The organism is Nonomuraea thailandensis, from assembly GCF_024172165.1.
Classification (GTDB): Bacteria; Actinomycetota; Actinomycetes; order Streptosporangiales; family Streptosporangiaceae; genus Nonomuraea; species Nonomuraea thailandensis.
This window is the reverse complement of record NZ_JAMZEB010000002.1, coordinates 10,302,484-10,324,898: the sequence shown is the minus strand read 5'-3', so window position 1 is coordinate 10,324,898 and position 22,415 is coordinate 10,302,484. Positions and strand designations below refer to the sequence as shown.

The following is a 22,415-nucleotide window of genomic DNA, read 5'->3' as shown; positions in this document are numbered from 1 at the left end:
GGCGGTGAGGTGGTCAGATGACCTCGAAGGCGGCCATCATGGCCATGTCCTCGTGCTCCAGGTTGTGACAGTGCAGGACGTACCGCCCCCGGTAGTCGGTGAAGCGGGTGACGATCTCGACGGTCTGGGCGTCGCGCAGCTCCACGGTGTCCTTCCACTCCGGCGGCCCCTGCGGGCGTTCCCCGTTGACCGACAGCACCTGGAACTGGTCGAGATGCACGTGCACCGGATGCGCGACATCGCTGGTCAGCCGCCAGACCTCGATGTCGCCCAGCTTGGGCCTCGCCTCCATGCGCCCGGCGTCGAACGGCCGCCCGTTGATCAGCCACCCCGTCCCCCCGTGCATGCTCCCGCTGCTGAAGTCGAAGTCCCGCGTCACCGCGGCCTTGGCGGGATCGAGCGCCTCCACGGTCGACAGCCGGGCCGGCACGGCGGAGTCGTCGCTCTCGTCCCGCTCCACCGCGAAGCGCATCACCCGCGCCTGCGCCCCCTCCCCCGCCAGGTTCCGCAGCTCGACGTGCTGCCCCACCCGGTACGCCGAGAAGTCCACGACCACGTCGGCCCGCTCCCCCGGCGCCAGCCGGATCTGCCTCACCGTCCTGGGCGCCGCCAGCAGCCCCCCGTCGCTCCCGATCTGCACCATCGGCCCCCCGGTGGACAGCTCGTACGCCCGCGCGTTCGAGGCGTTGCACAGCCGCAGCCGGTACCGCGCCCTGGCCACCCGCAGCTCCGGCCACGGCGCCCCGTTCACCAGGATCACGTCCCCGAGCACGCCCCCCATGTACGCCTCCCGCACCCCCGGCTTGCCCTCCAGCGCCGGGTACAGCAGGTGGCCGTCGGCCGCGAACGACCGGTCGCAGATCAGCAGCGGCAGGTCCCGCTCCCCGGACGGCAGCGGCAGCGCCTCCTCCTCCGCGTCCCCGACCAGGAACATGCCCGCGAGCCCCCGCCAGACCTGCGGCCCGGTGTAGTCCATGCGATGGTCGTGGTACCAGAGCGTGGCGGCCCGCTGCTCCAGCGGGAACACGTACTCGCGCGACGCGCCGGGCGCCACCAGGTCCGTCGGGTAGCCGTCGGACTCGGGCGGCGTGTGCCCGCCGTGCAGGTGCAGGACGGTCGGCTCGCCGAGCTGGTTGATCAGTTTGACGACGGTGCGCCGCCCGCTGCGGGCCTTGATCGTGGGGCCGGGGAAGGTGCCGCCGTACCCCCAGATGGGGGTGCGCAGCCCGGGCAGCAGCTCGGCCTCCGCCGCCCGCTCGGTCAGCTCGTAGAAGTCCACCTCGCCGGTGCTGCGGACCGGCCGGGCGACCTCGGGGACCGGCAGCGGCACCGCGTACGGCTCGGGCAGCGGTGCCGTGCCGGCCAGGAGCTGCGGCTGCGGGGTGCCGGCGAGCAGCGAGCACCCCTGGGCCCCGGCGACCGTGACGGCGCCGAGCCCGAGCAGCCGCAGCATCTCGCGACGGGTGGGGTTCATGCCCGTTCCGGCCGCGCCATGACGCGGATGAGCTGGGCCACGCCGCCGCCGAACAGCAACACCCCGAGCGGCAGGTGAACGGTCTTCACGTGCATGATGCCGAGCACCATCGCCACGATCGTGAACACCAGCAGCCCCGCCGCCGGCCCGATGAACCTCGCGGGGCCGCCGCCCGGCCACCGCACCAGGATCGCGGCGACCAGGTGGAGCAGCCCGATGACGGCCAGGGCCATGGCCGAGGCTCCGTGCAGCGCCCGCCCGCCGGGCGAGGACAGCAGCATGCCCGCCGTCACCGCCTGGAACAGCAGCGCGACCACGTGCAGCACGGCCACGGCCTTGAGTGTCTGGATGGTCCAGGTCGCCGGGCGGGCGGCCACGGCGGTGGAAGCGGTCATGATCGGCTCCTCGGACTGGTTCTCTCCATGACCGCCATCGTGGTCTCACGGCCCGCCTCCGGTCGTCGTGCGGCGGGCGAATCCTGCCGCTACGACACGGGATGCAGGAACGGCGGGCGTACTACGCCGGGAGTAGTAGCGGGCTCCGCCCGGGTGCCGACGACGGGCGCCCGGATCGCGCTCTAATCTGCAGCAATGAGCTCTGCGCGCGGATGGCGCTCCTTCGCCCTCGACGGCGCCCTCGCCGCCGTGGTGGCCGCCCTGCTCTCGCTCACCGCCCTCGCGACCCCCGGCGCGGGAGCCCTGGACCTGGCCGCGGTCCTCGTCGCGTCGGCCGCGCTGCTGGCCTGGCGCCGGGCTCCCCTGGTGGCGCTGGCGATCACCACGGTGTGCATGCTGGTGTTCTCCGCGCACGCCCAGCCGGGGCCGCCCGCCGCCTTCCCCGTGCTGATGTCGGTGTACGGCGCGGCCAGGGCGGGGCACCGCCTGTTCCCGGTGCTGGCCGGGGTGGTCTTCCTGGGCTCCAGCCTGGCGGGCGGCCTGGCCGGCGTGAGCGGCGCCGCGCAGGAGCAGCAGATCCTCCAGAACACGACGCTGCTGCTCGGCTGGTTCCTGGCCGCCGGGGTGGGGGGCACGGTGAGCATGCACCGGCAGGCGTACGTGGAGCAGGCCGAGCAGCGTGCCGCCGAGGCCGAGCGCACCCGCGAGGAGGTCGCCCGCCGCCGGGCGGGCGAGGAGCGGCTGCGCATCGCCAGGGAGCTGCACGACTCGCTCACCCACAGCATCTCGGTCATCAAGGTGCAGGCCGGGGTGGCGGTGCACCTGGCGCGCAAGCGCGGCGAGGAGGTGCCGGCGGCGCTGCTCGCCATCCAGGAGGCCGGCGGTGACGCCATGCGGGAGCTGCGCACCACGCTGGAGCTGCTGCGCGACGCGGACGGCGATCCCGGCGAGCAGGACGGTCCGAGCGGCCTGGCCCGGCTCGGCGACCTGGTGGAGCGGGCCCGCTCGACGGGGCTGCCCGCCACGGTGACCGTCACGGGCCAGCGCAGGGAGCTGCCCGCCGAGGTGGACCGGGCCGCGTACCGGATCGTGCAGGAGGCGCTGACCAACGTCTCCAGGCACGCGGGCGCCGCCGCCGCGGCCGTGCGCATCGACTACGCCGGGGCGGAGCTGGTCGTGCAGGTGGACGACGACGGCCGGGCCGGCGTGGACGCGCCGCCCGTGCCCGGCGTGGGCCTGCTCGGCATGCGGGAGCGCGTCACCGCGCTCGGCGGCAGCCTGCTCGCCGGGCCCCGCGCCGAAGGCGGCTTCACCGTACGCGCCGAGCTCCCCCTGCGAGAACCCTCATGATCCGAGTCCTGCTGGTGGACGACCAGGCGCTCATCCGCGGCGGCTTCCGCGCCCTGCTGGAGGCCGAGGACGACATCGAGGTGGTGGCCGAGGCCGCGAACGGCGAGCAGGCCGTCGCGCTCGCCCTCGAACACCTCCCCGACGTGGCCCTCGTCGACGTGCAGATGCCCGTGATGGACGGCATCGAGGCGACCCGCCGCATCGCCGCCGACGAGCGGCTGAGCGGCGTGCACGTGGTGATCCTGACCAACTACGGCCTCGACGAGTACGTCTTCAACGCCCTCAGGGCGGGCGCCGGCGGCTTCCTGGTCAAGGACACCGAGCCCGAGGACCTGCTGCAGGGCGTCAGGGTCGCGGCCAGGGGCGACGCGCTGCTGTCGCCGGCGATCACCCGCCGCCTGATCGGCGAGTACGTGGCCCGCCGCCCCGAGCCCGAGCCCGCGGGGCTGGACGTGCTCACCAACCGGGAGCGCGAGGTGACCGCCCTGGTGGCCCGCGGCCTGTCCAACGACGAGATCGCCGCGCACATGGTGATCAGCCCGATGACCGCGAAGACGCACGTCAGCAGGGCGATGACGAAACTGCGTGCCCGCGACCGCGCCCAGCTCGTGGTCTTCGCCTACGAATCGGGGCTGGTCGTCCCGCGGGCGGGTCGTTGAGCGTGACGAAACGGGCCCGTGGTGAAATGGCCTCAGGAGGGGTCCATGAGCATCATTTCACGCGGCTTCCGAGGAAAACGCAGAGACGACGGCGACCGGGTGCCGCCGGGCCAGTACCTGGTCGACGACTTCCCCGTGCTGTCGGCGGGCCCGACGCCGCGGGTGCCGCTCGACCGGTGGGAGTTCGCCATCGACACCGAGGCGGAGCAGACCTACCGCTGGTCGTGGGAGGAGTTCACGGCACTGCCCAGCGAGACTCCCACGGTCGACATCCACTGTGTCACCAAGTGGTCGAAGCTGAACACCACGTGGGAGGGCGTCTCGCTCGACGTGCTCTTCGAGGACGTCGAGAGCGTCGCCGAGTACGCGCTGGTCTACTCCTACGGCGGCTACACCACGAACCTGCCGCTGGAGGACCTGCTCGACGGCAAGGCGTGGATCGTGCACCGCTTCGACGGCGAGGAGCTGGAGCCGCGCCACGGCGGCCCGGCCCGGCTGATCGTGCCGCACCTGTACTTCTGGAAGTCGGCCAAGTGGGTGCGCGGCATCCGGCTGCTGAACGAGGACTGGCCCGGCTTCTGGGAGACCGCCGGCTACCACAACTACGGCGACCCATGGCGTGAGCAGCGTTACGAGGGCGACTAGGGTGCGCCGCCTGACGTGGCGGCCGGCCGAGCTGGTGGACGGCTCCGCCGAGACCGCGACCGCCCGCACGCTGCGCTTCAGGGTGCCCGGCTGGCCGGGTCACCTGGCGGGGCAGCACGTGGACGTGCGGCTGACGGCCGAGGACGGCTACACGGCGCAGCGCAGCTACTCGATGGCGGCGCCCGCCGACGGCGACCTGGTCGAGCTGACCGTGGAGACGGTGGACGACGGCGAGGTGTCGCCGTACCTGACGGAGGAGCTGCGGGTCGGCGACCGGGTGGAGCTGCGCGGCCCGGTGGGCGGCTGGTTCGTGTGGCGGCCGGAGAGCAAGGCGCCGGTGCTGCTGGTGGGCGGCGGCTCGGGGATCGTGCCGCTGATGGCCATGATCAGGGAGCGCAGGAAGGCGGGCAGCCGCGTGCCGTTCCGCCTGCTGTACTCCCTGCGCGACCCGGAGCGCCGCTACTACGCCGAGGAGCTGCGCCGGCCCGAGCCCGGGCTGGACATCACCTACCTCTACACGAGGTCGGCGCCGGACGGCGTCTCCCGGCCCGCGGGCCGCATCATGCTGGACGACCTGGCCGAGGGCGGCTGGCCGGCCACGTTCGAGCCCGACTGCTACGTGTGCGGGCCGACGGAGTTCGTGGAGGCCGCGGCCGACCTGCTGCTCGCGCTCGGGCACGCGCCCGAGCGCATCAGAACCGAACGTTTCGGTCCCACCGGAGGCTGACATGACCGAGCACCTGGACGGCAACGCCCTGGCGGGCCCGCTGGGCGAGATCTTCGCCGTGGACGTGACCTCCGCGACGGGCCGCTGCGCGAGCTGCGGCCTGACCGGCCCGGTCGCCTCGCTGCGCGTGTACGGCCCCGACCCGGGCCTGGTCGCCCGCTGCCCCGGCTGCGAGGAGGTCGTGCTCCGCCTGGTCCGCGGCCCCGGCACGGCCTGGCTCGACCTGCGCGGCACGGTGTCGCTGCGGGTGGACCTGCCCGACTGACAGGTGAACATGTCCGGCTGAGGGCGCGGCTCCCGGCCTGACTGAGTACACTCAGGCACGTTCAACGGCCGAGATCTGTACGGCGAGGCTCTTGGCCATGGGCGGCTGCCCGCGGCCCCGGTCCTGTGGGAGTCACGTGAGCAGCGGGCTTGTCGACGCGCCGCCCTCCGAGCCGGACGCGTCGCCACCGCGGCGGCGACGCCGCTGGCTGCGCTGGGCGATCGCGGTCGCGGTGACCGTCGTCCTGCTCGTCACCGGCGCGGCCGTCGGCGTGTACGCGCGCCTGACCGGCAACATCGAGCACGAGGACGTCACCGCCGAGGACCTCGGCGCCACCCGCCCGCCCAAGGTGGCCGGCACCGCCATGAACGTCCTGATCGTCGGCTCCGACCAGCGCAACGGCAAGAACGCGAAGTACGGCAGGGTCGCGGGCGAGCGCACCGACACGATCATGCTGGCGCACCTGTCGTCCCAGCGCGACAACGCGATGGTGATCAGCTTCCCGCGCGACTCGGTCGTCCAGCTGCCCGCCTGCCGCGCCACCAAGGGCCTGCCCGGCCAGCAGGCGCACGTCGGCATGATCAACGAGTCGTTCAACTCCGGCGGCATCGCCTGCACCTGGAAGACGATCGAGGCGCTCACCGGCATCCACATCGACCACTTCGTGAAGGTCGACTTCACCGGCTTCAAGGGCATCGTGAACGCCATCGGCGGCGTCGAGGTCTGCCTGCCCGAGGCGATCGACGACAAGAAGGCCCTGCTGCACCTGCCCGCCGGCAAGCAGACGCTCAACGGCGAGCAGGCGCTCGGCTACGTGCGCGCCCGCTACAGCCTCGGTGACGGCTCCGACATCGGGCGCATCCAGCGGCAGCAGATGTTCATCGCCTCGATGGTGAAGAAGGTGATGAGCGGCGAGACGCTCACCGACCCCGCCAAGCTTCTGGGCACCCTCGACGCGGCCACCCAGGCGATCACCACCGACCAGGGCCTGACCACCGGCGTCATGCGGGACCTCGCGGGCAGCCTGCAGGGCCTGGACATGAGCAAGATCCGGTTCATCACCACCCCGTGGCACTACTCCCTCACCCAGCCGGGCCGGGTGGAGTGGGTGCCGGACCAGTCCAAGCGGCTGTTCCAGATCGTGGCCAAGGACCAGAGCGTGGACGGCATCAAGGGCGGCCAGGCCAAGGTGGGCCGCTCGAAGATCCAGATCGAGCTGCGCAACGGCACCTGGCGCGGCGGCCTGGCCACGGAGGTCGCGGCCTTCCTCGAACAGCGCGGCTACCACATCGCCAAGATCGGCGACACGGCCACCAAGCCGCAGGCGAGGACCACGGTCGTCTACGGCCCGAACGGCGAGACCCGGGTGCCCACACTCCGCAACGACCTTCAGGGCTCCGCCACGCGGGCCATGCCGGCCGCCAGGACGAACCGGCTGATCCTGGTGATCGGGAACGACTGGAAGGGCCTCAAGCCGCTGCGTACGGACGACACGGAGGCGATGAAGGGCTTCGACGCCACCCACGACACCTGCGCGACCTGATCCTTCGACACCGGCGACACCCGCGCGACTGATCCGTCGGCGTCGGCCACGACAGCCCTCGCGGCCTGATCACAGCGCTTCGGACAGGCCGCCACCGTCGATGGCGGTGAACCCGGCGTCCTCGATGAGCGGCACCACGGCCTTCTTGGCCTCGTCGTCGTCGCCCCAGTAGGGCATGTCGGCACGCGCCCCGCCGCGCTGGCCCGCGATGCCGAGCTCCAGCAGCTCGTTGGGGTACTTCGTGTTGAACGTGCGCACCAGGCGCACCTGGTCGCCCAGCACGTGCTGCTGGTACTGAGGGCTGGTCAGCCCGTCGGGGACGGCCACCACCACGGCCGCGCCGTCGCGCTCGCCGATCGGGTTGCTCGGATCCACGACGATCTTGCCGGCGAGCATGCCGTCCAGCTCCCCCACCACCGTGGGGAACGCCTCCCACCCGACCGCCATGATCACGACTTCGCCGAACCGCGCCGCCTGGGCGGGCTCCCCGCCCCTTGCCTGGCCGTCGGCGGCCCGGGCGGCGGCAGCCGCGCGGGCGGGGTCGGCGTCGCTGAAGAACACGTCGTGGCCCGCCACCGCGAGCAGTCGGCCGAGTGGCGAGCCCAGCCTTCCGGAACCCACGATTCCTACGCGCATGTCTTGATCTCCTCGTTCCCGGGGGATGTGCCCACAGCCGCGGGCGACATGCCTGCGTTCGCAGACCTTTGCCAGTTGATCAGGCGATGAGGGCGCCCAGGGTGGCGATGGCGTCGACGACCTGGCGGGCGTCGGGCGTGGCCTCGGGGTCGAGCAGCCACTGCAACATCAGCCCGTCGGTGATCGCCACCACGACCGACACCAGCACCTCGGGCTCCATCGGCAGCTCGACCCCCAGCTCGCCGCTCGCCCGCCGCAACATGTCGGCCCCCGCCACCCGGGTCCTGGCGTACGCCTCGGAGAGCCGCTCCCGGAGCACGGGCGCGCGCAGCGCCGCCGGATAGCCCTCGACGCACAGGATGAGCACCGGCCGCAGCTCGTCGAAGACGTCCACCAGCTCGGCCATGGCCCGCTGCAACATCTCCCGCGGGGAGCCCAGCTCGGCGCCGAACAGCGCGTGCTCCACCCGCTCCGTCCACTGGTCGAAGATGGCCGCGATGGCCTCGTTGAGGAGCGCGTCCTTGCCGCCGAAGTGGTAGCCGATGGAGGCGAGGTTGGTGCCCGAGGCCGCGACCAGGTCTCGTGCGGTCGTGTGGGCGTAACCCTTCTCCCGCAGGCAGCTCACCGCTCCTGCCAGCAGTCGTTCACGGTATCCACCGGCGTCTGTTCTTGCCACGGGAATCATGCTACAGATGTATACGAGCGTCTATGACGTACGTACATGTATATGGAGGAATCAGGATGATCCCACCCGGCCCGAGGATGCCCGCGCTGGCGCAGACGGCACGGTTCATGGCCGACGCGCCGCGCGCGTTCGAGAGCTACCACCGCAGGTACGGGCCGATCTTCACGGTCCGCTACGCCGGGTTCCCGCCCGAGGTCTACGTGACCACCGCCGAGCTCGCCGAGCAGGTCTACCGCACCGACCAGAGCGGCGACGGCCGGGCCGGCGAGGCGCGGCGCGACTTCCTGGAGCACATGGTGGGCGCGCACTCGGTGCTCACCCTCGACGGCGAGCCGTGGTGGCGCCACCGCAAGGCGCTCAACCCGCCGCTGCGCGCCAAGCAGGTCGCCGGCTACCAGGACGACATCGCGGCGATCGCGGCCGAGAAGATCGCAACCTGGCCGCTGGGCCGGCCGTTCGGGCTGCGCGAGCGCGTGCAGGACATCACGCTGGAGATCATCATCCGGCTGATCTTCGGCATCACGGACGCCGGGCGTGTCCGGCGGCTGCACGCGCTGCTGCCCGAGCTGATCGAGACCGGCGGCTCCATGCAGGTGGCGATGTTGCCCGAGCGGCTGCGCGAGCTCTCGGCGCGGGCGCCGTTCCTGCCGTACAGCCGGTTCCTGCGGTTGCGGGCCGAGGTGGACGCCATCCTGTTCGAGGAGATCCGCCGGCGCCGCGCCGCTCCGGGCGGGGACGACGTGCTGGGCCGGCTGCTGGAGACGGAGCTGGGCGACCAGGAGCTGCGTGACGAGCTGATCACCATGCTCATCGCCGGCCACGAGACGACCGCGACCGGCCTGGCCTGGGCCTTCGAGCGGCTCCTGCGCATGCCCGAGGTGCTGCGGCGGCTGCCGGACGACGAGCCCTACCTGGACGCGGTGGTCAAGGAGGTGCTGCGGGTGCGGCCCGTCGTCTATGAGGCGCCGAGGCTGCTCGACGCCCCGCTACGGCTGGGCCGGTACGAGATCCCGGCCGGATGGTACGCCGGGCCGTACATCCCGCTCGTGCACCGTGACCCCGCCGCCTTCCCCGCGCCCGGGGAGTTTCGTCCCGAGCGCTTCCTGGAAGGGCACCAGGGCAAGGCCTGGATGCCGTTCGGCGGCGGGCGGCGCTTCTGCGTGGGAGCGCAACTGGCGCTCCTCGAGATGCGCGTCATCATCCGCGAGGTGCTGCACCGCCTGGAGCTCACGGCGCCTGATCAGGCGCCGGAAGCCAGGCGGCTGAAGAACGTGACGCTCGCCCCCGCGAAGCTGACCCGCGTCATCGCCCGCGCTCGGACTCCTGCTCGGATGGCGTAGGCGGGTACATCTCCTCGCGTCGCTCGTCTGCGCCCAGCTCCTCGCGGAGCCGGTCGTAGTCGATGTTGTGGTTGGTGTACTTCAGCTGGCGAGCGACCTTCGTCTGCTTCGCCTTGGCTCTTCCTCGGCCCATGGCAACTCCCTAGTCCCCGCTGTCATGCTATCCGACAACATAGCGACTTGAAGAATTATGCAACTGCACTGGATTACCCTGACAATATGCACGTGGAGGTCTACCAGGCCAAGGCCGACTTCTTCCGAACGCTCGGCCACCCCGCTCGCATCCGAGTGTTGGAGCTACTCCAGGAAGGGCCGCTGCCCGTCAGGGATCTACTGGCCCAGATCGACATCGAGGCCTCGAGCCTCTCCCAGCAGCTCGCCGTCCTGCGCAGGGCGGGGATCGTCAGCGCGATCCGCGAGGGCAGCACCGTGGTCTACACGCTCGCCACGCCCGAGCTCGCCGACCTGCTGGGCGCCGCCCGGCGCATCCTCACCGACATGCTGGCCGATCAGGGGGAGCTGCTCGCCGAGTTGCGGGCCGAGGTGACATAAATCACACGATAAAGATTCAGCTCTCGCGGGTCAGCGCCCGCCACGCCCGCTTCCAGGCGGTGGACCCGGCAGGAAGGGCGGACGAGAGCGCCTTGATGACGATGACCAGCGTGGTCGCATGGGGTGCGGCGGCGAGCACGAGCGCCAGGGAGACCGCCGCGACGGCGAAGGCCGCCACCCAGGCCGTCGCGACGACCGCGTCGACACGGCAGAACCGCGGGGTCTCCCGCACCCGCCCGGCGCCACTCGTCGCCGGCGACCGAACGCGTGCACGATCCAGGACAGAAAGCCGGGCAGAGGCCGCCCTCCCATATTCCTATATCGACATGTCGAAAGTAGAACCTCCTGTAGAGATATGTCAACATAGGAACATGAGCCTTCGACACGCCGTGCTGGGACTGCTCTCCGAGGGGCCCGCGAGCGGATATGACCTGATGAAGACGTTCGACGTCTCGCTCGCCAACGTCTGGCCCGCCACGCAGAGCCAGCTCTACTCCGAGCTCGGCAAGCTGGCCGACGCCGGGCTCGTGGACGTCGTGTCGGAGGGACCGCGGGGCCGCAAGGAGTACGCGATCACCCAGGAGGGCTTGGCGGAGCTGCGGCACTGGGTCACCGAGGTGGAGCCGACCCAGGTGAGACGCAGCGACATGCTGCTGCGGGTCTTCTTCCTCGCCCAGGTCTCGCCCGAGCAGGCCCGCGACTACCTGCGCCGGCAGGCCGACGAGGCGGCCAAGGACCTGGAGCACATGGAGAGCATCCGCGAGTTCGTCGAGAGCGGCGCCGACAACCTCTCCGTGTACGGCCGGCTCGCCCTCGACTACGGCATGCGCCTGGCCAGGGCCCAGAAGGAGTGGGCCGGATGGGCTGAAGGGCGCATCCATTAGGCTCTCGCCATGGTCTCCGAGCTGTTCGATCCCAAGGCGTGGCAGCCGGTCGAGGGATTCGACTTCACCGACATCACCTACCACCGGGCGGTGGACCAGGGCACCGTACGCGTCGCCTTCAACCGCCCCGAGGTCCGCAACGCCTTCCGGCCGCAGACGGTGGACGAGCTCTACCGCGCGCTCGACCACGCCCGGCAGACCACCGACGTCGGCTGCGTGCTGCTGACCGGCAACGGGCCCTCACCCAAGGACGGCGGCTGGGCGTTCTGCTCGGGCGGCGACCAGCGCATCAGGGGCAAGGACGGCTACCAGTACGCCGACGGCACGCCCGCCACCGGCCGGCTGCACATCTTGGAGGTGCAGCGGCTCATCCGGTTCATGCCCAAGGTCGTCATCTGCGTGGTCCCGGGCTGGGCCGCGGGCGGCGGGCACAGCCTGCACGTCGTGGCCGACCTCACGATCGCCAGCGCCGAGCACGCCCGGTTCAAGCAGACCGACGCCGACGTGGCCAGCTTCGACGGCGGTTTCGGGTCGGCGTACCTGGCGCGGCAGGTCGGGCAGAAGTTCGCCCGCGAGATCTTCTTCCTCGGCGACACCTACACGGCCGCGGACGCGCACCGGATGGGCATGGTCAACGCCGTGGTGCCGCACGAGGAGCTGGAGAGCACGGCGCTGGAGTGGGCCCGCAAGGTCAACGGCAAGTCGCCGACGGCGCAGCGCATGCTCAAGTTCGCCTTCAACGCCGTCGACGACGGGCTGGTGGGGCAGCAGGTGTTCGCCGGTGAGGCCACGCGGCTGGCGTACATGACGGAGGAGGCCGCGGAGGGGCGCGACTCGTTCCTGGAGAAGCGCGAGCCCGACTGGTCGCCGTTTCCCTGGCACTACTAGGCCGTCAGGCGCAGGCCTTGCCGATGGGCCCCGCGACCGTGCGGTGGCGCAGGTAGCGGTCGATGGCGTGCGGGGTGTCGCGGTTCTCGACCTCGATCTGGCTCAGCGGCGTCCCCCACGCGCGCTCCAGCGGATGGCCGAGCGCCACGATGTCGTTCACGTCGTACGTGGTCAGCCACCGCACCCCCGGATGCCGGGTCCCCCTGGCCAGCAGGTTGCGCTGGATCGTGGGCAGCCCGAGCGGCGAGCCGGCCGTCACCCAGAGCACGACCCGGCGGCGGACGGCGTCCTCCACGAGCAGGTCCCTGGCCACCACCGTCCCCAGGCTGTGGGAGACGAGCACGATGTCGCCCGAGGGGGGCAGCAGGCGGCGCACCTCGTCCAGCACCGGCTTGCGACCGTGGCTGAGGTAGACGGCGACGTCCTGCAGGAAGGCCTTGATGATCTCCTTGTCCACGCTGGTGTTCCTGGAGACCCAGGTGAGCAGGCGCCTGGCCAGCGTCCAGGACAGCAGGTCGGAGATGCCGAGCATCTCCGTCGGCACGCCGGTGGTCGCGGCGAGGTCGGCGAGCAGCAGCCGCTCCAGCTCCCCGACGTCCTCGGGCAGGAAGGGGTGGAACGGTATCTCCTCGCCGCCGCCGTGGGCGGGCAGGGGCAGGGCGGCGGCCTCCTTGGCCGCCTGGGTGGTGACCCGGTGCAGGATGTTGCCGTAGTAGGGCAGCACGCACTGCGCGGTCAGCCGGGGCACGCCGAGGCCCGCGGCCAGCGCGGCGCACCACTCCTGCTGCAGCGCCTTCGGGTCCTTGCCTTCCTGTCCCCGCCCGTGGATGAACACGATCGTCGCCGCCATGGCCGCCCTCCCTGCATCGGGCCGCCAGCGTAGGCACGGCCTCTTCCGCGGCGCCTCAGGGTTCGCATTAGGGGAAGCCCTAGACCTGCGGCCCTTGGCAGACTGGGGGTCATGAGGATCAAGGTGCCGGACGCGCTGACCGAGTCACACCTGAGGTACGAGCGGGACGCCGGGCGGGCGTGGAACGACGGGCTGCCCGCCCTGGCCGAGCGTTTCCTGGAGGAGTGGGACCTGCGGCTGGACGGCGAGCCGAGCCACGGGATCGTCGCGCTGGTGCTGCCCGTGGTGCGCGCCGACGGCACCCCCGCCGCGCTCAAGCTGCAGCCCGTGACCAGCGAGACCGCGGACGAGGCACCGGCCCTGCGCACCTGGGCGGGCGACGGTGCGGTGCTGCTGCTCGACGCCGACCCGGGCACCGGCACCATGCTGCTCGAACGGCTGGACCCCGACCGGTCCCTGTCCGACGGGCTGGACGTCATGGAGTCGCTGGAGGTGCTGACCGGCCTGCTGCGCCGCCTGTCGTCGCACCCGGCCCCCGCGGGCATGCGCCACCTCGGCGACCTGGCGCAGGGCATGCTGGACCGCGTGGACGACGCCGTCGCCAAGGTGTACGGCGAGCGCGACCGCTACTGGCTGCGCTGGTGCGCGGGAGCGGTCGCCGAGCTCGTCTCCGAGCCCGGCGACCGGCTGCTGCACTGGGACCTGCACTACGACAACGTGCTGGCGGGCGAGCGCGAGCCGTGGCTGGCCATCGACCCCAAGCCGCTGGCGGGCGACCCGGGGTTCGAGCTGCTGCCCGCCCTGTGGAACCGGTGGGACGAGGTCGTCACGAGCGGCGACGTGCCGCGCGCGGTGCTGCGCCGCTTCGACTTCATGGTGGACGCCCTGGGCCTCGACCACCGCCGCGCGGCCGGCTGGACGCTCGGCCGGATCCTGGAGAACTGCCTGTGGGACGTGGCCGACGGCGACCGCGTGCTCGCCGAGATCCTGATCCGGGTCGCGGAGGCCGTACGCGCTAGATGGTGATGACGATCTTGCCCTGGCCGTGGCCGGTCTCGATCTCCCGGTGCGCCTGCGCGGCCTCCTCCAGCCGGTACGTCCTGCGCACCGGAAACGCGAAGGCGCCCTTGGCGTACAGGGCCGCGTAGCGCCCGAGCCGCTCGGCCGAGCGGTCGCCCTGCACCAGCCGGACGCCGAGCTCGGCGGCCCTGCCGTGCTCGACCAGCGTGACGATGCGGGCGCGGTCGCGCACCAGCTCCATCGAGACCTCCAGCGCGTGCCCGCCGGCCCCGTCCAGCGCCGCGTCCACACCGCCCGGCGCGAGCGCGCGCACCCGGTCGGCCAGGCCCTCGCCGTACACGACGGGGACGGCGCCCAACGCGCGCAGGTAGTCATGGTTCGCCTCGCGGGCGGTGCCGATGACGGTGGCCCCGCGCCTCCTGGCGATCTGCACGGCCGCCGTGCCCACCGAGCCGGCCGCGCCGTGCACGAGCAGCGTCTCCCCCTCGGCCAGGCCAACCCCGTCGATGGCCAGCTCGGCCGTCTGCACGCCCGCGGTCAGCCCGCCGGCCACCTCCCACGGCACCTTCGCCGGCTTGGCCGTCACATTGGCGGCGGGCACCACGACGTACTCGGCGTAGCTGGACAACGCCGTGAACCCGAGCACCTCCGCGCCCACGGCCACCCCGGTCACGTCCTCGCCCACCTGGTCCACCACGCCCGCGAACTCGTTGCCCGGGATGCGCGGGTAGCCCATCTCCCCCAGGTACGGCGGCAGCCACCCCGCCCGCACGGCCGCGTCGAACGGCTGCACCCCGGCCGCCCGCACGCGTACCCGCACCTGACCGGGGCCCGCCTGGGGCGCGGGCAGTTCCATCACTTTCAGCACGTCGGGGCCACCGGGTTCGGCGAACGCCGCCGCTCTCATCAGTTCGGTCATGCGGCCAGCCTGCTACCTCAAGCACACTTGAGGTCAAGACACCAACCGTTTCGGGAACTTTCTTCTTTAGCCGTGCTTTATCTGTATATAGTCCGACAGGACATCACAGGGGGACTTGTAGCACCGAGGCGGGATGACCGACTTCTTCAACATCGCACTGAGCTTTCCGACTGTCATTTTCACTTTCCTTCTCGTGGTGGTCGCCGTCTATTGGCTGACCGTCATCACCGGCCTCTTCGAGGCGGATGACGACGCCACGTGGCTGGGTCTCGGGGGAGTCCCAGCGGGGATCACGCTGTCGCTGCTCATCGCGCTGGCCTGGCTGCTCTGCCTGATCGGCAGCGTGCTCGCGCCGGCCGGCGCGCTCATCGCCGTGCCCATCGCCGCGGTGGCCCTGGCCTGGCTGGCCGTGCGCGGCCTGCTGGCGCCGCTACGCAGGCTGTTCCCCGAGGGGGACACGCGCTCGCGCGGCGACTTCGTCGGCCAGATGTGCGTGATACGCACCGGCACGGCCACTCCGGACTTCGGCCAGGCCGAGGTCACCGCCGCCGACGGCTCGTCCGCGGTCGTGCAGGTCCGCACGACCGGCCAGGACCGCCTCGTACGCGGCGACGACGCACTCATCTTCGAATACGACAAAGACGGCGAATTCTTCTGGGTCATGCCGTACGAAAGCGAGCACTGATGGACGTCATCTCCACCGGCTTCGGGATATTCCTGGCCGTCATCCTCGTCATCGTGATCGGTCTTCTGTTCGTCATCGGCCGCCTTTTCCGCAAGGTCGAGCAGGGCAAGGCACTGATCGTGTCGAAGGTCAACAAAGTGGACGTGACGTTCACGGGCGCCGTGGTGCTGCCCGTCGTCCACAAGGCCGAGATCATGGACATCTCGGTCAAGACCATCGAGATCGAGCGGACCGGCCGCGAGGGGCTCATCTGCCGGGACAACATCAGGGCCGACATCAAGATCACGTTCTTCGTCCGCGTGAACAAGACCGCCGAGGACGTCATCAAGGTCGCCCAGGCCATCGGCACCGCCCGCGCCAGCGACGAGACCACGCTGCAGGAGCTGTTCAACGCGAAGTTCTCCGAGGCGCTCAAGACCGCCGGCAAGCACCTCGACTTCGTCGACCTCTACACCAAGCGCGACGAGTTCCGTGACGAGATCGTCCGGCTGATCGGCACCGACCTCAACGGCTACAGCCTCGAGGACGCCGCCATCGACTACCTGGAGCAGACCGCGCTGGCCCAGCTCGACAAGAGCAACATCCTCGACGCCCAGGGCATCCGCAAGATCACCGAGCTGACGGCCATCGAGCACGTGCGCACGAACGAGTACCAGCGCAACGAGGAGAAGGAGATCACCCGCCAGAACGTGGACGCCCGCGAGGCCATCCTGGAGCTGGAGCGCCGCCAGGCCGACGCCGAGCTCAAGCAGCGCCGCGAGATCGAGACCGTCAAGGCGCGCGAGGAGGCCGAGATCGCCCGCGTGCAGGCCGAGGAGCGGCTGCGCGCCCAGGCCGCGCACATGAGGACCGACGAGCAGCTCGGCGTGCAGAACGAGAACCGGGCCCGCGAGATCGCCGTCGCCGAGAAGAACCGCGAGCGCGTGATCGCCATCGAGTCCGAGCGCATCGAGAAGGACCGGCTGCTGGAGGTCATCGCCCGCGAGCGGGAGACCGAGCTGTCGCGCATCGCCAAGGACAAGGAGGTCGAGACCGAGAAGCGCTCGATCGCCGAGGTCATCCGCGAGCGCATCGCGGTCGACAAGACCGTGGCCGAGCAGGAGGAGTCGATCAAGCGGCTGCGCGTGGTCGAGGAGGCCGAGCGCACCCGCCAGCAGGTGATCATCGCCGCCGAGGCCGAGGCGCAGGAGAACCTGGTCAAGGACATCAAGGCCGCCGAGGCCGCGGAGGCCGCCTCGAAGTTCAAGGCCCGCGAGGAGCTCGTGCTCGCCGAGGCGCGCCAGCAGGCCGCCGAGCTGGAGGCCAGGGCCAAGATGCGGCTGGCCGAGGGCGTCCAGGCCGAGTCCGCCGCCTCCGGCCTGGCGCAGGTGCAGGTCAGGGAGCGCGACGCCGAGGCCATCGAGAAGGTGGGCCGCGCCGAGGCGCTGGTGCTGAAGGAGAAGCTGGCCGCCGAGGCCGACGGGGCCCGGGCCATGGCGCTGGTCGAGGGCGACCGGCTCAAGGCGCAGGCCGAGGGCGAGCAGGCGATGGCCCTGGCCGGCGCCGCCGCCGTGGGCGAGAAGCTCAAGGCCGAGGCCGAGGGTCTGACCCAGAAGGCCGCCGCGATGGCCGCGCTGGACGAGGCCAGCCGGGCGCACGAGGAGTACCGCCTGCGCCTGGAGGCCGACAAGGAGATCAGGCTCAAGCACATCGACGTCAGCCGGCAGGTCGCCGAGTCGCAGGCCAGCGTGCTGGCGGCCGGGCTGGCCAAGGCCAACATCGACATCGTCGGCGGCGACACGATGTTCTTCGACAAGGTGGTCGGCTCGATCACCGCGGGCAAGGTGGTGGACGGCTTCGTGGACCACTCGGAGGTCGCCGGGGCGATCGTCTCGCCGTACGTCAACGGCACCGCCAGCCTGGCGGCCGACCTCGCGAGCGTGGTCGGCGGCGTCACCACCGAGGACCTGAAGAACCTGACCGTGTCCGCCCTGCTCATGCGGCTCATCCAGGACGGCGGCCCGCAGACGACCGCGCTCGGCGAGCTGCTGGAGACGGCCCGCAGGCTCGGCGTGGCCGACTCGCCGGTGGCGGCGCTGGCCGGAGCCAAGTGAACATGACGATCACGGAGCTGGAGGCGGGGACGTACGAGGTCCTGCGTAACCGCCTCCAGGCCCAGGCCAAAGCACTGGCTGCGGCGGCCGAGGCGGTCAACCAGGAGCGGCTGCGCGTCTTCGGCGGCGCGGAGCTGCGCCTGCTGGGCACCGAGCGGATCAGGACCGAGAACAACTGCGTCCCCAGGGACATCGTCTCCCTGGGCGACGTGATGCTCTTCGGCTACAACGTCTTCATCGGGCTCAAGCCGGAGACGACGGTGGCGGACGTGTTCGCCGTGCACCGCTTCTCCAGGGACGGCGACGCCTTCCGGTTCGACGCCGACAAGCTGGAGGCGCTGGACGACGCGGCGTTCAGGAAGGACTTCGCCGAGCTCTACCGCTACTACAAGGAGACCAGGCTCCAGCAGTTACGGCGGGTCGAGGGCAAGCTGCTGGCCGTGTTCCAGACCGGGCCGGCGGACACGCGGGTGCTGCGCTGGACGGTCAGCACCGGCGGGGTCCCGAGATACCAGGACAACCGCGGGGAGCGGGACCACACGTTCCCCCCGTCCCACGACTTCGAGTGGACGACCACCACCCGCGACGACCACGTGCTCGGCCGCCACCCGCACATCTCCATCGGCGGCGAGGTGTTCGTCGAGACCGTCGGCGGCGACCTGACCATCAAGGTCGAGGACAACACGGAGAGCGGCGCCGGCATCTACTCCGAGCCGGTCGCCGAGCCGCTGCAGAGCCTGGCGGACGCCGACGTCGAGTACGCCCGCGTGGGGCCGCTGATCCTCATGCGGATCCGGCCGTACAAGGAGAGCGACCGGCGGCACCTGGTCTTCAACATCCGCACCAAGGCGGTCGTGCGGCTCGACGGCATCGGGCAGGCCTGCCAGCGGCTGCCCGAGGACCAGGGGCTGATCTTCCCCGGCGGCTACTACCTGGCCACGGGCGTCAGCAAGACGTTCGACACGGACGTGACGGACCTGGAGTTCGAGCGGGTCGTGCGCTCCCCCAACGGCGAGGACGTCCTGTACGTCTTCCACGCCAGGGGCGACGGGCGGTCGCTGCTGCTGCCGTACAACGTGATCAGGAAGGAGGTGGCCACCCCCATCGTCTGCCACGGGTACTCGCTGTTCGACGACGGCACGATGGTGGTCTTCCGCGCCACCTCCGAGGAGCCGACCCGGGTGCACCCGATGCAGGTGTGGCAGACACCGTACGTGTCGGACACCTACGCCGCCGCCCAGCCCACCGGCACCGGTCCGCTGGAGCGCATCGGCAACGCCGAGCTCGTCCGGGGCATCTCCGACTGCCTGTCCGTGGCGCGCATGGTCGAGGAGATGGCGCCGTCGGCCGGCACGTTCGAGGGCCTGATCGCCGCCTGCACCCGGGCGTTCGACTCCTACCACTGGCTCGGCGAGCACGGCCTGCGCGGGCCGCTCGCCGACGTGCGGGCCACCGCCGAGCAGGTCCTCGACGAGTACGAGAACGTCGAGCAGCTCACCCGACAGGCCGCGCAGTCCCTGGCCACGGCCACGGAGGAGACCACCCAGCTCATCCGCCGGGCCAGGGCCGACGACCCGGCCACCGCCGACGCCTGGGTCACCCTGCTGGCCACGCTGCGCCGCGCCCAGGGACACCTGGTGACGCTGCGCGAGGTCCGCTACATCGACCTCCCCTCCCTGGACTCGCTGTCCGCGTCCGTGCGGGACGAGCTGGAGTCGGCCGGCAAGCGGGCCGTGGCGTTCCTGTCGGGCCAGGACGCGTTCACCGCCTACCACGCGGCCGTCGAGGCGCTGGCCGCCGAGGCCGCCGCGATCGGCACCGTGGCCGAGGCCGAGCCCGTCGCCGACCGGCTGGCCCAGCAGGCCGAGGGGCTGGAGGTGGTCACGGAGGTCGTCGGGTCGCTGGACATCGCCGACGCCACCGTGCGCACCTCGATCCTGGGCCGCATCGCCGAGGTGCTCGGCGGCGTGAACCGGGCCAGGGCCGTGCTCGACGGGCGGCGGCGCGAGTTGCTCGGCGCCGAGGGACGGGCCGCGTTCGCCGCCGAGTTCGCGCTGCTGGGGCAGGCCGTCACGGGCGCGCTGGCCATGGCCGACTCGCCGGAGAAGTGCGACGAGCAGCTCGGGCGGCTGATGCTGCAGGTCGAGAACCTGGAGTCCCGCTTCGGCGAGTTCGACGACTTCGCCGCTCAGCTCGCCGCCAAGCGGGACGACGTCTACGAGGCGTTCTCGGCCCGCAAGCAGACCCAGCTCGACGACCTCGCCCGGCGCGCCGACCGCGTCTTCGCCTCCGCCGAGCGCATCCTCGGCAGCATCACCCGGCGGCTGGGGACGCTGTCGTCGCCGGACGAGGTCAACACCTACTTCGCGACCGACCCGATGGTGGCCAAGGTGCGCTCGGCCGCCGCCGATCTGCGGGGGCTGGGCGACGCCGTACGGGCCGAGGAGCTCGACGGCAGGGTGAAGTCGGCCCAGCAGGAGGCGGGGCGGTCGCTGCGGGACCGTCTCGACCTCTTCTCGGACGGCGGCGAGACCCTACGCCTGGGGCACCACCGCTTCGCCGTCAACACCCAGCCGATCGACCTGACGCTGGTGCCTCATGACGGGGGCATGCAGTTCGCGATCACCGGCACCGACTACCGGGCGCCGGTGCCCGACTCCTTCGACGACACCCGGCCCTTCTGGGACCAGGTGCTGGTCTCCGAGACCGCGGACGTCTACCGGGCCGAGCACCTGGCCGTCTCGCTGCTCGATTCAGTGACGGCGGGGACGCCGCTGGAGGAGCTGGTCCGCAGGGCCGCCGAGGAGCGTTACGACGAGGGCTACGAGCGCGGGGTCCACGACCACGACGCCACGCTCATCCTCGACACGCTGGTGCGGCTGCGGGAGGGCGCCGGGCTGCTGCGCTATCCCGCCGCGACCAGGGCGGCGGCGCAGCTCTTCTGGGCGTTCGGGACGGACGAGGTTTCACGTAAAACATTGGCCGCCCGCGCCGCGTCGCTGGTCCGAGCCCGCACGATCTTCGGTATCACGCCCGCTCTGGGCTCCCTCGCCGACGAGCTGGACCGGTCGATCGCCGCGTTCCTGCCGGGGCTGGGCCTGCCCGCGGTGGACCTCGCCGGCGAATACCTCGTCGAGGAGCTGGGCGGCACGCCCACCGGCTTCGTCACCGCCAAGCCCGCCCTCGACCTCCTCGACGGGTTCCGGCACGCTCTCGGGCCGGCCAAGCTGCGTGAGTTCGAGGAGGACCTCAAGGCGCTGCCCCTCCCCGAGCGGGTCCAGCTCGCCCAAGCCTGGCTCACCGCCTACCACCCGGGCCCGGAGGTGGCGGAGGCCCTGGCCGTACAGCTCTGCGACCACCTGCCCCGCCACGACTCCAGCGCCACCACCGAGGAGACCGTGACCGGCCTCCTCGGCGCCCACCCCAGGATCAAGGAGCGCAGGCTGGAGATCCGCCTCGACGAGCTCCTGCCCCGGACCCGGAACTTCGCCCAGGAGCGGGTCCCGGCCTACCGCGCCTACCAGCGCCGCAGGACCGAGCTGGTCGAGGCCGAGCGCCGCCGCCTGCGCCTGGACGAGTACCGGCCGAAGGTCATGAGCGCCTTCGTGCGCAACCGCCTGCTCGACGAGGTGTACCTGCCGCTGATCGGCGGCAACCTGGCCAAGCAGCTCGGCGCGGCGGGCGCGGGCAAGCGCACCGACCAGATGGGCCTGCTCCTGCTCATCTCGCCGCCCGGCTACGGCAAGACGACGCTGATGGAGTACGTCGCCAGCCGCCTCGGCCTGGTCTTCGTCAAGGTCAACGGCCCCGCGCTGGGCCACGGGGTCACCTCGCTGGACCCGGCCGACGCGCCCGACGCGACGGCCAGGCAGGAGGTGGAGAAGATCTCGTTCGCGCTGGAGACGGGCAACAACACCCTGCTCTACCTGGACGACATCCAGCACACCTCACCGGAGCTGCTGCAGAAGTTCATCTCGCTGTGCGACGCCCAGCGCCGCATCGAGGGCGTGTGGGACGGCCGCACCAGGACGTACGACCTGCGCGGCAAGCGGTTCGCGGTGTGCATGGCCGGCAACCCGTACACGGAGTCGGGGCAGCGCTTCCGCATCCCCGACATGCTCGCCAACCGCGCCGACGTGTGGAATCTGGGCGACGTCCTGTCGGGCAAGGAGGAGCTGTTCGCGCTGAGCTACGTGGACAACGCCCTCACCTCCAACCCGGTCCTCGCGCCGCTGTCCGGCCGGGACCGGGCGGACGTGGAGCTGCTCGTCCGCCTGGCCAAGGGCGACCCGGCCGTCCGACCCGACCAGCTCAAGCACCCCTACACCAAGCCCGAGCTGGAGCAGATGCTCAGCGTCCTGGGCAAGCTGGTGCGGGTGCAGGAGGTGGTGCTGGCCAACAACCAGGCCTACATCGCCTCCGCCGCCCAGTCCGACGCGGCCCGTACGGAGCCCCCGTACCGGCTGCAGGGCTCCTACCGGAACATGAACAAGCTGGCCGAGCGCATCGTGCCCGCCATGAACGACGACGAGCTCGAAGCGATGATCGACGACCACTACCTGGGCGAGGCGCAGACGCTGACCTCCGACGCTGAGGCGAACCTGCTCAAGCTCGCCGAGCTGCGCAGCCGCCTGACCCCCGCCCAGGCGGAGCGCTGGGCGGCGGTCAAGGCGGCCTACCTCAAGGCCAGGGCCCTGGGCGGGGCCGAGGACGACCCCGTGGTGCGGGCGGTGGGCGCGATCGGCCTGCTGGCCGACCGGGTGAGCGAGGTCGGCACGGCCATCAGGGAGTCGGAGCGCTGACCC

General features: G+C 71.5%; 22 protein-coding genes. 14 read left to right on the top strand and 8 right to left on the bottom strand.

The window, feature by feature from the left end:
• Positions 1–13 precede the first annotated feature (13 nt).
• Positions 14–1,474, bottom strand: a complete 1,461-nt coding sequence (locus tag HD597_RS51930) for a multicopper oxidase family protein (RefSeq protein WP_253755012.1) — start codon at positions 1,472–1,474, stop codon at positions 14–16.
• Positions 1,471–1,869 (bottom strand): hypothetical protein, encoded by a 399-nt coding sequence (locus HD597_RS51925; RefSeq protein WP_253755010.1) that lies wholly within the window; start codon positions 1,867–1,869, stop codon positions 1,471–1,473. The genes HD597_RS51930 and HD597_RS51925 overlap by 4 nt, the downstream gene beginning before the upstream one ends.
• A 195-nt stretch (positions 1,870–2,064) precedes the next feature.
• On the opposite strand from HD597_RS51925, the gene HD597_RS51920 reads away from it, so the two are divergent.
• The 6 genes from HD597_RS51920 (at position 2,065) to HD597_RS51895 (ending at position 7,058) form a co-directional block, all read left to right on the top strand.
• Complete coding sequence (locus HD597_RS51920; RefSeq protein WP_253755008.1) at positions 2,065–3,219, top strand: sensor histidine kinase; 1,155 nt, start codon at positions 2,065–2,067, stop codon at positions 3,217–3,219.
• Complete coding sequence (locus HD597_RS51915; RefSeq protein ID WP_253755006.1) at positions 3,216–3,878, top strand: response regulator; 663 nt, start codon at positions 3,216–3,218, stop codon at positions 3,876–3,878. Before HD597_RS51920 ends, HD597_RS51915 begins: the two co-directional genes overlap by 4 nt.
• 45 nt (positions 3,879–3,923) lie before the next feature.
• The gene (locus tag HD597_RS51910) at positions 3,924–4,523 is read left to right on the top strand and encodes a sulfite oxidase-like oxidoreductase (protein ID WP_253755004.1); all 600 of its coding nucleotides are present in this window, start codon (positions 3,924–3,926) and stop codon (positions 4,521–4,523) included.
• Between the two features lies 1 nt (position 4,524).
• Positions 4,525–5,250: a ferredoxin reductase gene (locus tag HD597_RS51905; RefSeq protein ID WP_253755002.1), complete on the top strand. Its 726-nt coding sequence runs from the start codon at positions 4,525–4,527 to the stop codon at positions 5,248–5,250.
• A gap of 1 nt (position 5,251) precedes the next feature.
• Positions 5,252–5,515: a DUF6510 family protein gene (locus tag HD597_RS51900; RefSeq protein WP_253755000.1), complete on the top strand. Its 264-nt coding sequence runs from the start codon at positions 5,252–5,254 to the stop codon at positions 5,513–5,515.
• Positions 5,516–5,651: 136 nt separating this feature from the next.
• On the top strand, positions 5,652–7,058 hold the full coding sequence (locus tag HD597_RS51895; protein WP_253754998.1) for an LCP family protein: 1,407 nt from the start codon (positions 5,652–5,654) through the stop codon (positions 7,056–7,058).
• A 69-nt stretch (positions 7,059–7,127) separates the two neighbouring features.
• Here the strand turns inward: HD597_RS51895 and HD597_RS51890 are convergent, their stop codons facing one another.
• Complete coding sequence (locus tag HD597_RS51890; RefSeq protein WP_253754996.1) at positions 7,128–7,694, bottom strand: NADPH-dependent F420 reductase; 567 nt, start codon at positions 7,692–7,694, stop codon at positions 7,128–7,130.
• A 79-nt stretch (positions 7,695–7,773) separates the two neighbouring features.
• The gene (locus tag HD597_RS51885; RefSeq protein ID WP_253754994.1) at positions 7,774–8,370 is read right to left on the bottom strand and encodes a TetR/AcrR family transcriptional regulator; all 597 of its coding nucleotides are present in this window, start codon (positions 8,368–8,370) and stop codon (positions 7,774–7,776) included.
• A 65-nt stretch (positions 8,371–8,435) separates the two neighbouring features.
• Between HD597_RS51885 and HD597_RS51880 the strand changes: the two genes are divergently transcribed.
• Positions 8,436–9,719: a cytochrome P450 gene (locus HD597_RS51880; RefSeq protein ID WP_253754992.1), complete on the top strand. Its 1,284-nt coding sequence runs from the start codon at positions 8,436–8,438 to the stop codon at positions 9,717–9,719.
• On the opposite strand, the gene HD597_RS66235 is transcribed toward HD597_RS51880, so the two are convergent.
• On the bottom strand, positions 9,682–9,852 hold the full coding sequence (locus tag HD597_RS66235; RefSeq protein WP_185111444.1) for a DUF3073 domain-containing protein: 171 nt from the start codon (positions 9,850–9,852) through the stop codon (positions 9,682–9,684). The two genes, HD597_RS51880 and HD597_RS66235, sit on opposite strands and share 38 nt — an antisense overlap.
• A gap of 86 nt (positions 9,853–9,938) precedes the next feature.
• On the opposite strand from HD597_RS66235, the gene HD597_RS51870 reads away from it, so the two are divergent.
• On the top strand, positions 9,939–10,271 hold the full coding sequence (locus HD597_RS51870; RefSeq protein WP_043615149.1) for an ArsR/SmtB family transcription factor: 333 nt from the start codon (positions 9,939–9,941) through the stop codon (positions 10,269–10,271).
• A gap of 16 nt (positions 10,272–10,287) precedes the next feature.
• Here the strand turns inward: HD597_RS51870 and HD597_RS51865 are convergent, their stop codons facing one another.
• Positions 10,288–10,503, bottom strand: a complete 216-nt coding sequence (locus HD597_RS51865) for a hypothetical protein (protein ID WP_253754990.1) — start codon at positions 10,501–10,503, stop codon at positions 10,288–10,290.
• A gap of 139 nt (positions 10,504–10,642) precedes the next feature.
• Here HD597_RS51865 and HD597_RS51860 point away from each other — a divergent pair, with 139 nt between their 5' ends.
• Positions 10,643–11,155 carry a PadR family transcriptional regulator gene (locus HD597_RS51860; RefSeq protein ID WP_253754988.1) on the top strand — a complete coding sequence of 171 codons (513 nt, stop codon included), beginning with the start codon at positions 10,643–10,645 and terminating at the stop codon, positions 11,153–11,155.
• Positions 11,156–11,164: 9 nt separating this feature from the next.
• Positions 11,165–12,043 carry a 1,4-dihydroxy-2-naphthoyl-CoA synthase gene (locus tag HD597_RS51855; RefSeq protein WP_185111441.1) on the top strand — a complete coding sequence of 293 codons (879 nt, stop codon included), beginning with the start codon at positions 11,165–11,167 and terminating at the stop codon, positions 12,041–12,043.
• Between the two features lie 4 nt (positions 12,044–12,047).
• Here HD597_RS51855 and HD597_RS51850 read toward each other — a convergent pair whose 3' ends face one another.
• A complete protein-coding gene (locus tag HD597_RS51850) occupies positions 12,048–12,893 on the bottom strand; it encodes a hypothetical protein (protein WP_253754986.1) in 846 nt (281 codons plus the stop codon).
• Between the two features lie 111 nt (positions 12,894–13,004).
• Here HD597_RS51850 and HD597_RS51845 point away from each other — a divergent pair, with 111 nt between their 5' ends.
• A complete protein-coding gene (locus HD597_RS51845) occupies positions 13,005–13,919 on the top strand; it encodes an aminoglycoside phosphotransferase family protein (RefSeq protein ID WP_253754984.1) in 915 nt (304 codons plus the stop codon).
• Here HD597_RS51845 and HD597_RS51840 read toward each other — a convergent pair.
• Positions 13,909–14,820, bottom strand: a complete 912-nt coding sequence (locus HD597_RS51840) for an NADP-dependent oxidoreductase (RefSeq protein ID WP_253759833.1) — start codon at positions 14,818–14,820, stop codon at positions 13,909–13,911. The two genes, HD597_RS51845 and HD597_RS51840, sit on opposite strands and share 11 nt — an antisense overlap.
• A 145-nt stretch (positions 14,821–14,965) precedes the next feature.
• On the opposite strand from HD597_RS51840, the gene HD597_RS51835 reads away from it, so the two are divergent.
• From HD597_RS51835 to HD597_RS51825, 3 genes are read left to right on the top strand one after another with little or no spacing between them, the layout of a single operon-like run.
• Complete coding sequence (locus HD597_RS51835; protein WP_253754982.1) at positions 14,966–15,517, top strand: OB-fold-containig protein; 552 nt, start codon at positions 14,966–14,968, stop codon at positions 15,515–15,517.
• Complete coding sequence (locus HD597_RS51830; protein ID WP_253754980.1) at positions 15,517–17,610, top strand: flotillin family protein; 2,094 nt, start codon at positions 15,517–15,519, stop codon at positions 17,608–17,610. Before HD597_RS51835 ends, HD597_RS51830 begins: the two co-directional genes overlap by 1 nt.
• Before the next feature lie 2 nt (positions 17,611–17,612).
• A complete protein-coding gene (locus tag HD597_RS51825) occupies positions 17,613–22,412 on the top strand; it encodes a DNA repair ATPase (protein WP_253754978.1) in 4,800 nt (1,599 codons plus the stop codon).
• The last annotated feature ends 3 nt before the right edge of the window (positions 22,413–22,415 follow it).

Excerpts from the sequence above, each read along its gene's own strand:
- HD597_RS51920 (WP_253755008.1), top strand. The coding sequence starts at position 2,065 with ATGAGCTCTGCGCGCGGATGGCGCTCCTTCGCCCTCGACGGCGCCCTC.
- HD597_RS51870 (WP_043615149.1), top strand. The coding sequence starts at position 9,939 with ATGCACGTGGAGGTCTACCAGGCCAAGGCCGACTTCTTCCGAACGCTC.
- HD597_RS51855 (WP_185111441.1), top strand. The coding sequence starts at position 11,165 with ATGGTCTCCGAGCTGTTCGATCCCAAGGCGTGGCAGCCGGTCGAGGGA.
- HD597_RS51890 (WP_253754996.1), bottom strand. The coding sequence starts at position 7,694 with ATGCGCGTAGGAATCGTGGGTTCCGGAAGGCTGGGCTCGCCACTCGGC.
- HD597_RS51910 (WP_253755004.1), top strand. The coding sequence starts at position 3,924 with ATGAGCATCATTTCACGCGGCTTCCGAGGAAAACGCAGAGACGACGGC.
- HD597_RS51860 (WP_253754988.1), top strand. The coding sequence starts at position 10,643 with ATGAGCCTTCGACACGCCGTGCTGGGACTGCTCTCCGAGGGGCCCGCG.
- HD597_RS66235 (WP_185111444.1), bottom strand. The coding sequence starts at position 9,852 with ATGGGCCGAGGAAGAGCCAAGGCGAAGCAGACGAAGGTCGCTCGCCAG.
- HD597_RS51880 (WP_253754992.1), top strand. The coding sequence starts at position 8,436 with ATGATCCCACCCGGCCCGAGGATGCCCGCGCTGGCGCAGACGGCACGG.
- HD597_RS51830 (WP_253754980.1), top strand. The coding sequence starts at position 15,517 with ATGGACGTCATCTCCACCGGCTTCGGGATATTCCTGGCCGTCATCCTC.
- HD597_RS51850 (WP_253754986.1), bottom strand. The coding sequence starts at position 12,893 with ATGGCGGCGACGATCGTGTTCATCCACGGGCGGGGACAGGAAGGCAAG.
- HD597_RS51930 (WP_253755012.1), bottom strand. The coding sequence starts at position 1,474 with ATGAACCCCACCCGTCGCGAGATGCTGCGGCTGCTCGGGCTCGGCGCC.
- HD597_RS51925 (WP_253755010.1), bottom strand. The coding sequence starts at position 1,869 with ATGACCGCTTCCACCGCCGTGGCCGCCCGCCCGGCGACCTGGACCATC.
- HD597_RS51835 (WP_253754982.1), top strand. The coding sequence starts at position 14,966 with ATGACCGACTTCTTCAACATCGCACTGAGCTTTCCGACTGTCATTTTC.
- HD597_RS51845 (WP_253754984.1), top strand. The coding sequence starts at position 13,005 with ATGAGGATCAAGGTGCCGGACGCGCTGACCGAGTCACACCTGAGGTAC.
- HD597_RS51825 (WP_253754978.1), top strand. The coding sequence starts at position 17,613 with ATGACGATCACGGAGCTGGAGGCGGGGACGTACGAGGTCCTGCGTAAC.
- HD597_RS51840 (WP_253759833.1), bottom strand. The coding sequence starts at position 14,820 with ATGAGAGCGGCGGCGTTCGCCGAACCCGGTGGCCCCGACGTGCTGAAA.
- HD597_RS51900 (WP_253755000.1), top strand. The coding sequence starts at position 5,252 with ATGACCGAGCACCTGGACGGCAACGCCCTGGCGGGCCCGCTGGGCGAG.
- HD597_RS51915 (WP_253755006.1), top strand. The coding sequence starts at position 3,216 with ATGATCCGAGTCCTGCTGGTGGACGACCAGGCGCTCATCCGCGGCGGC.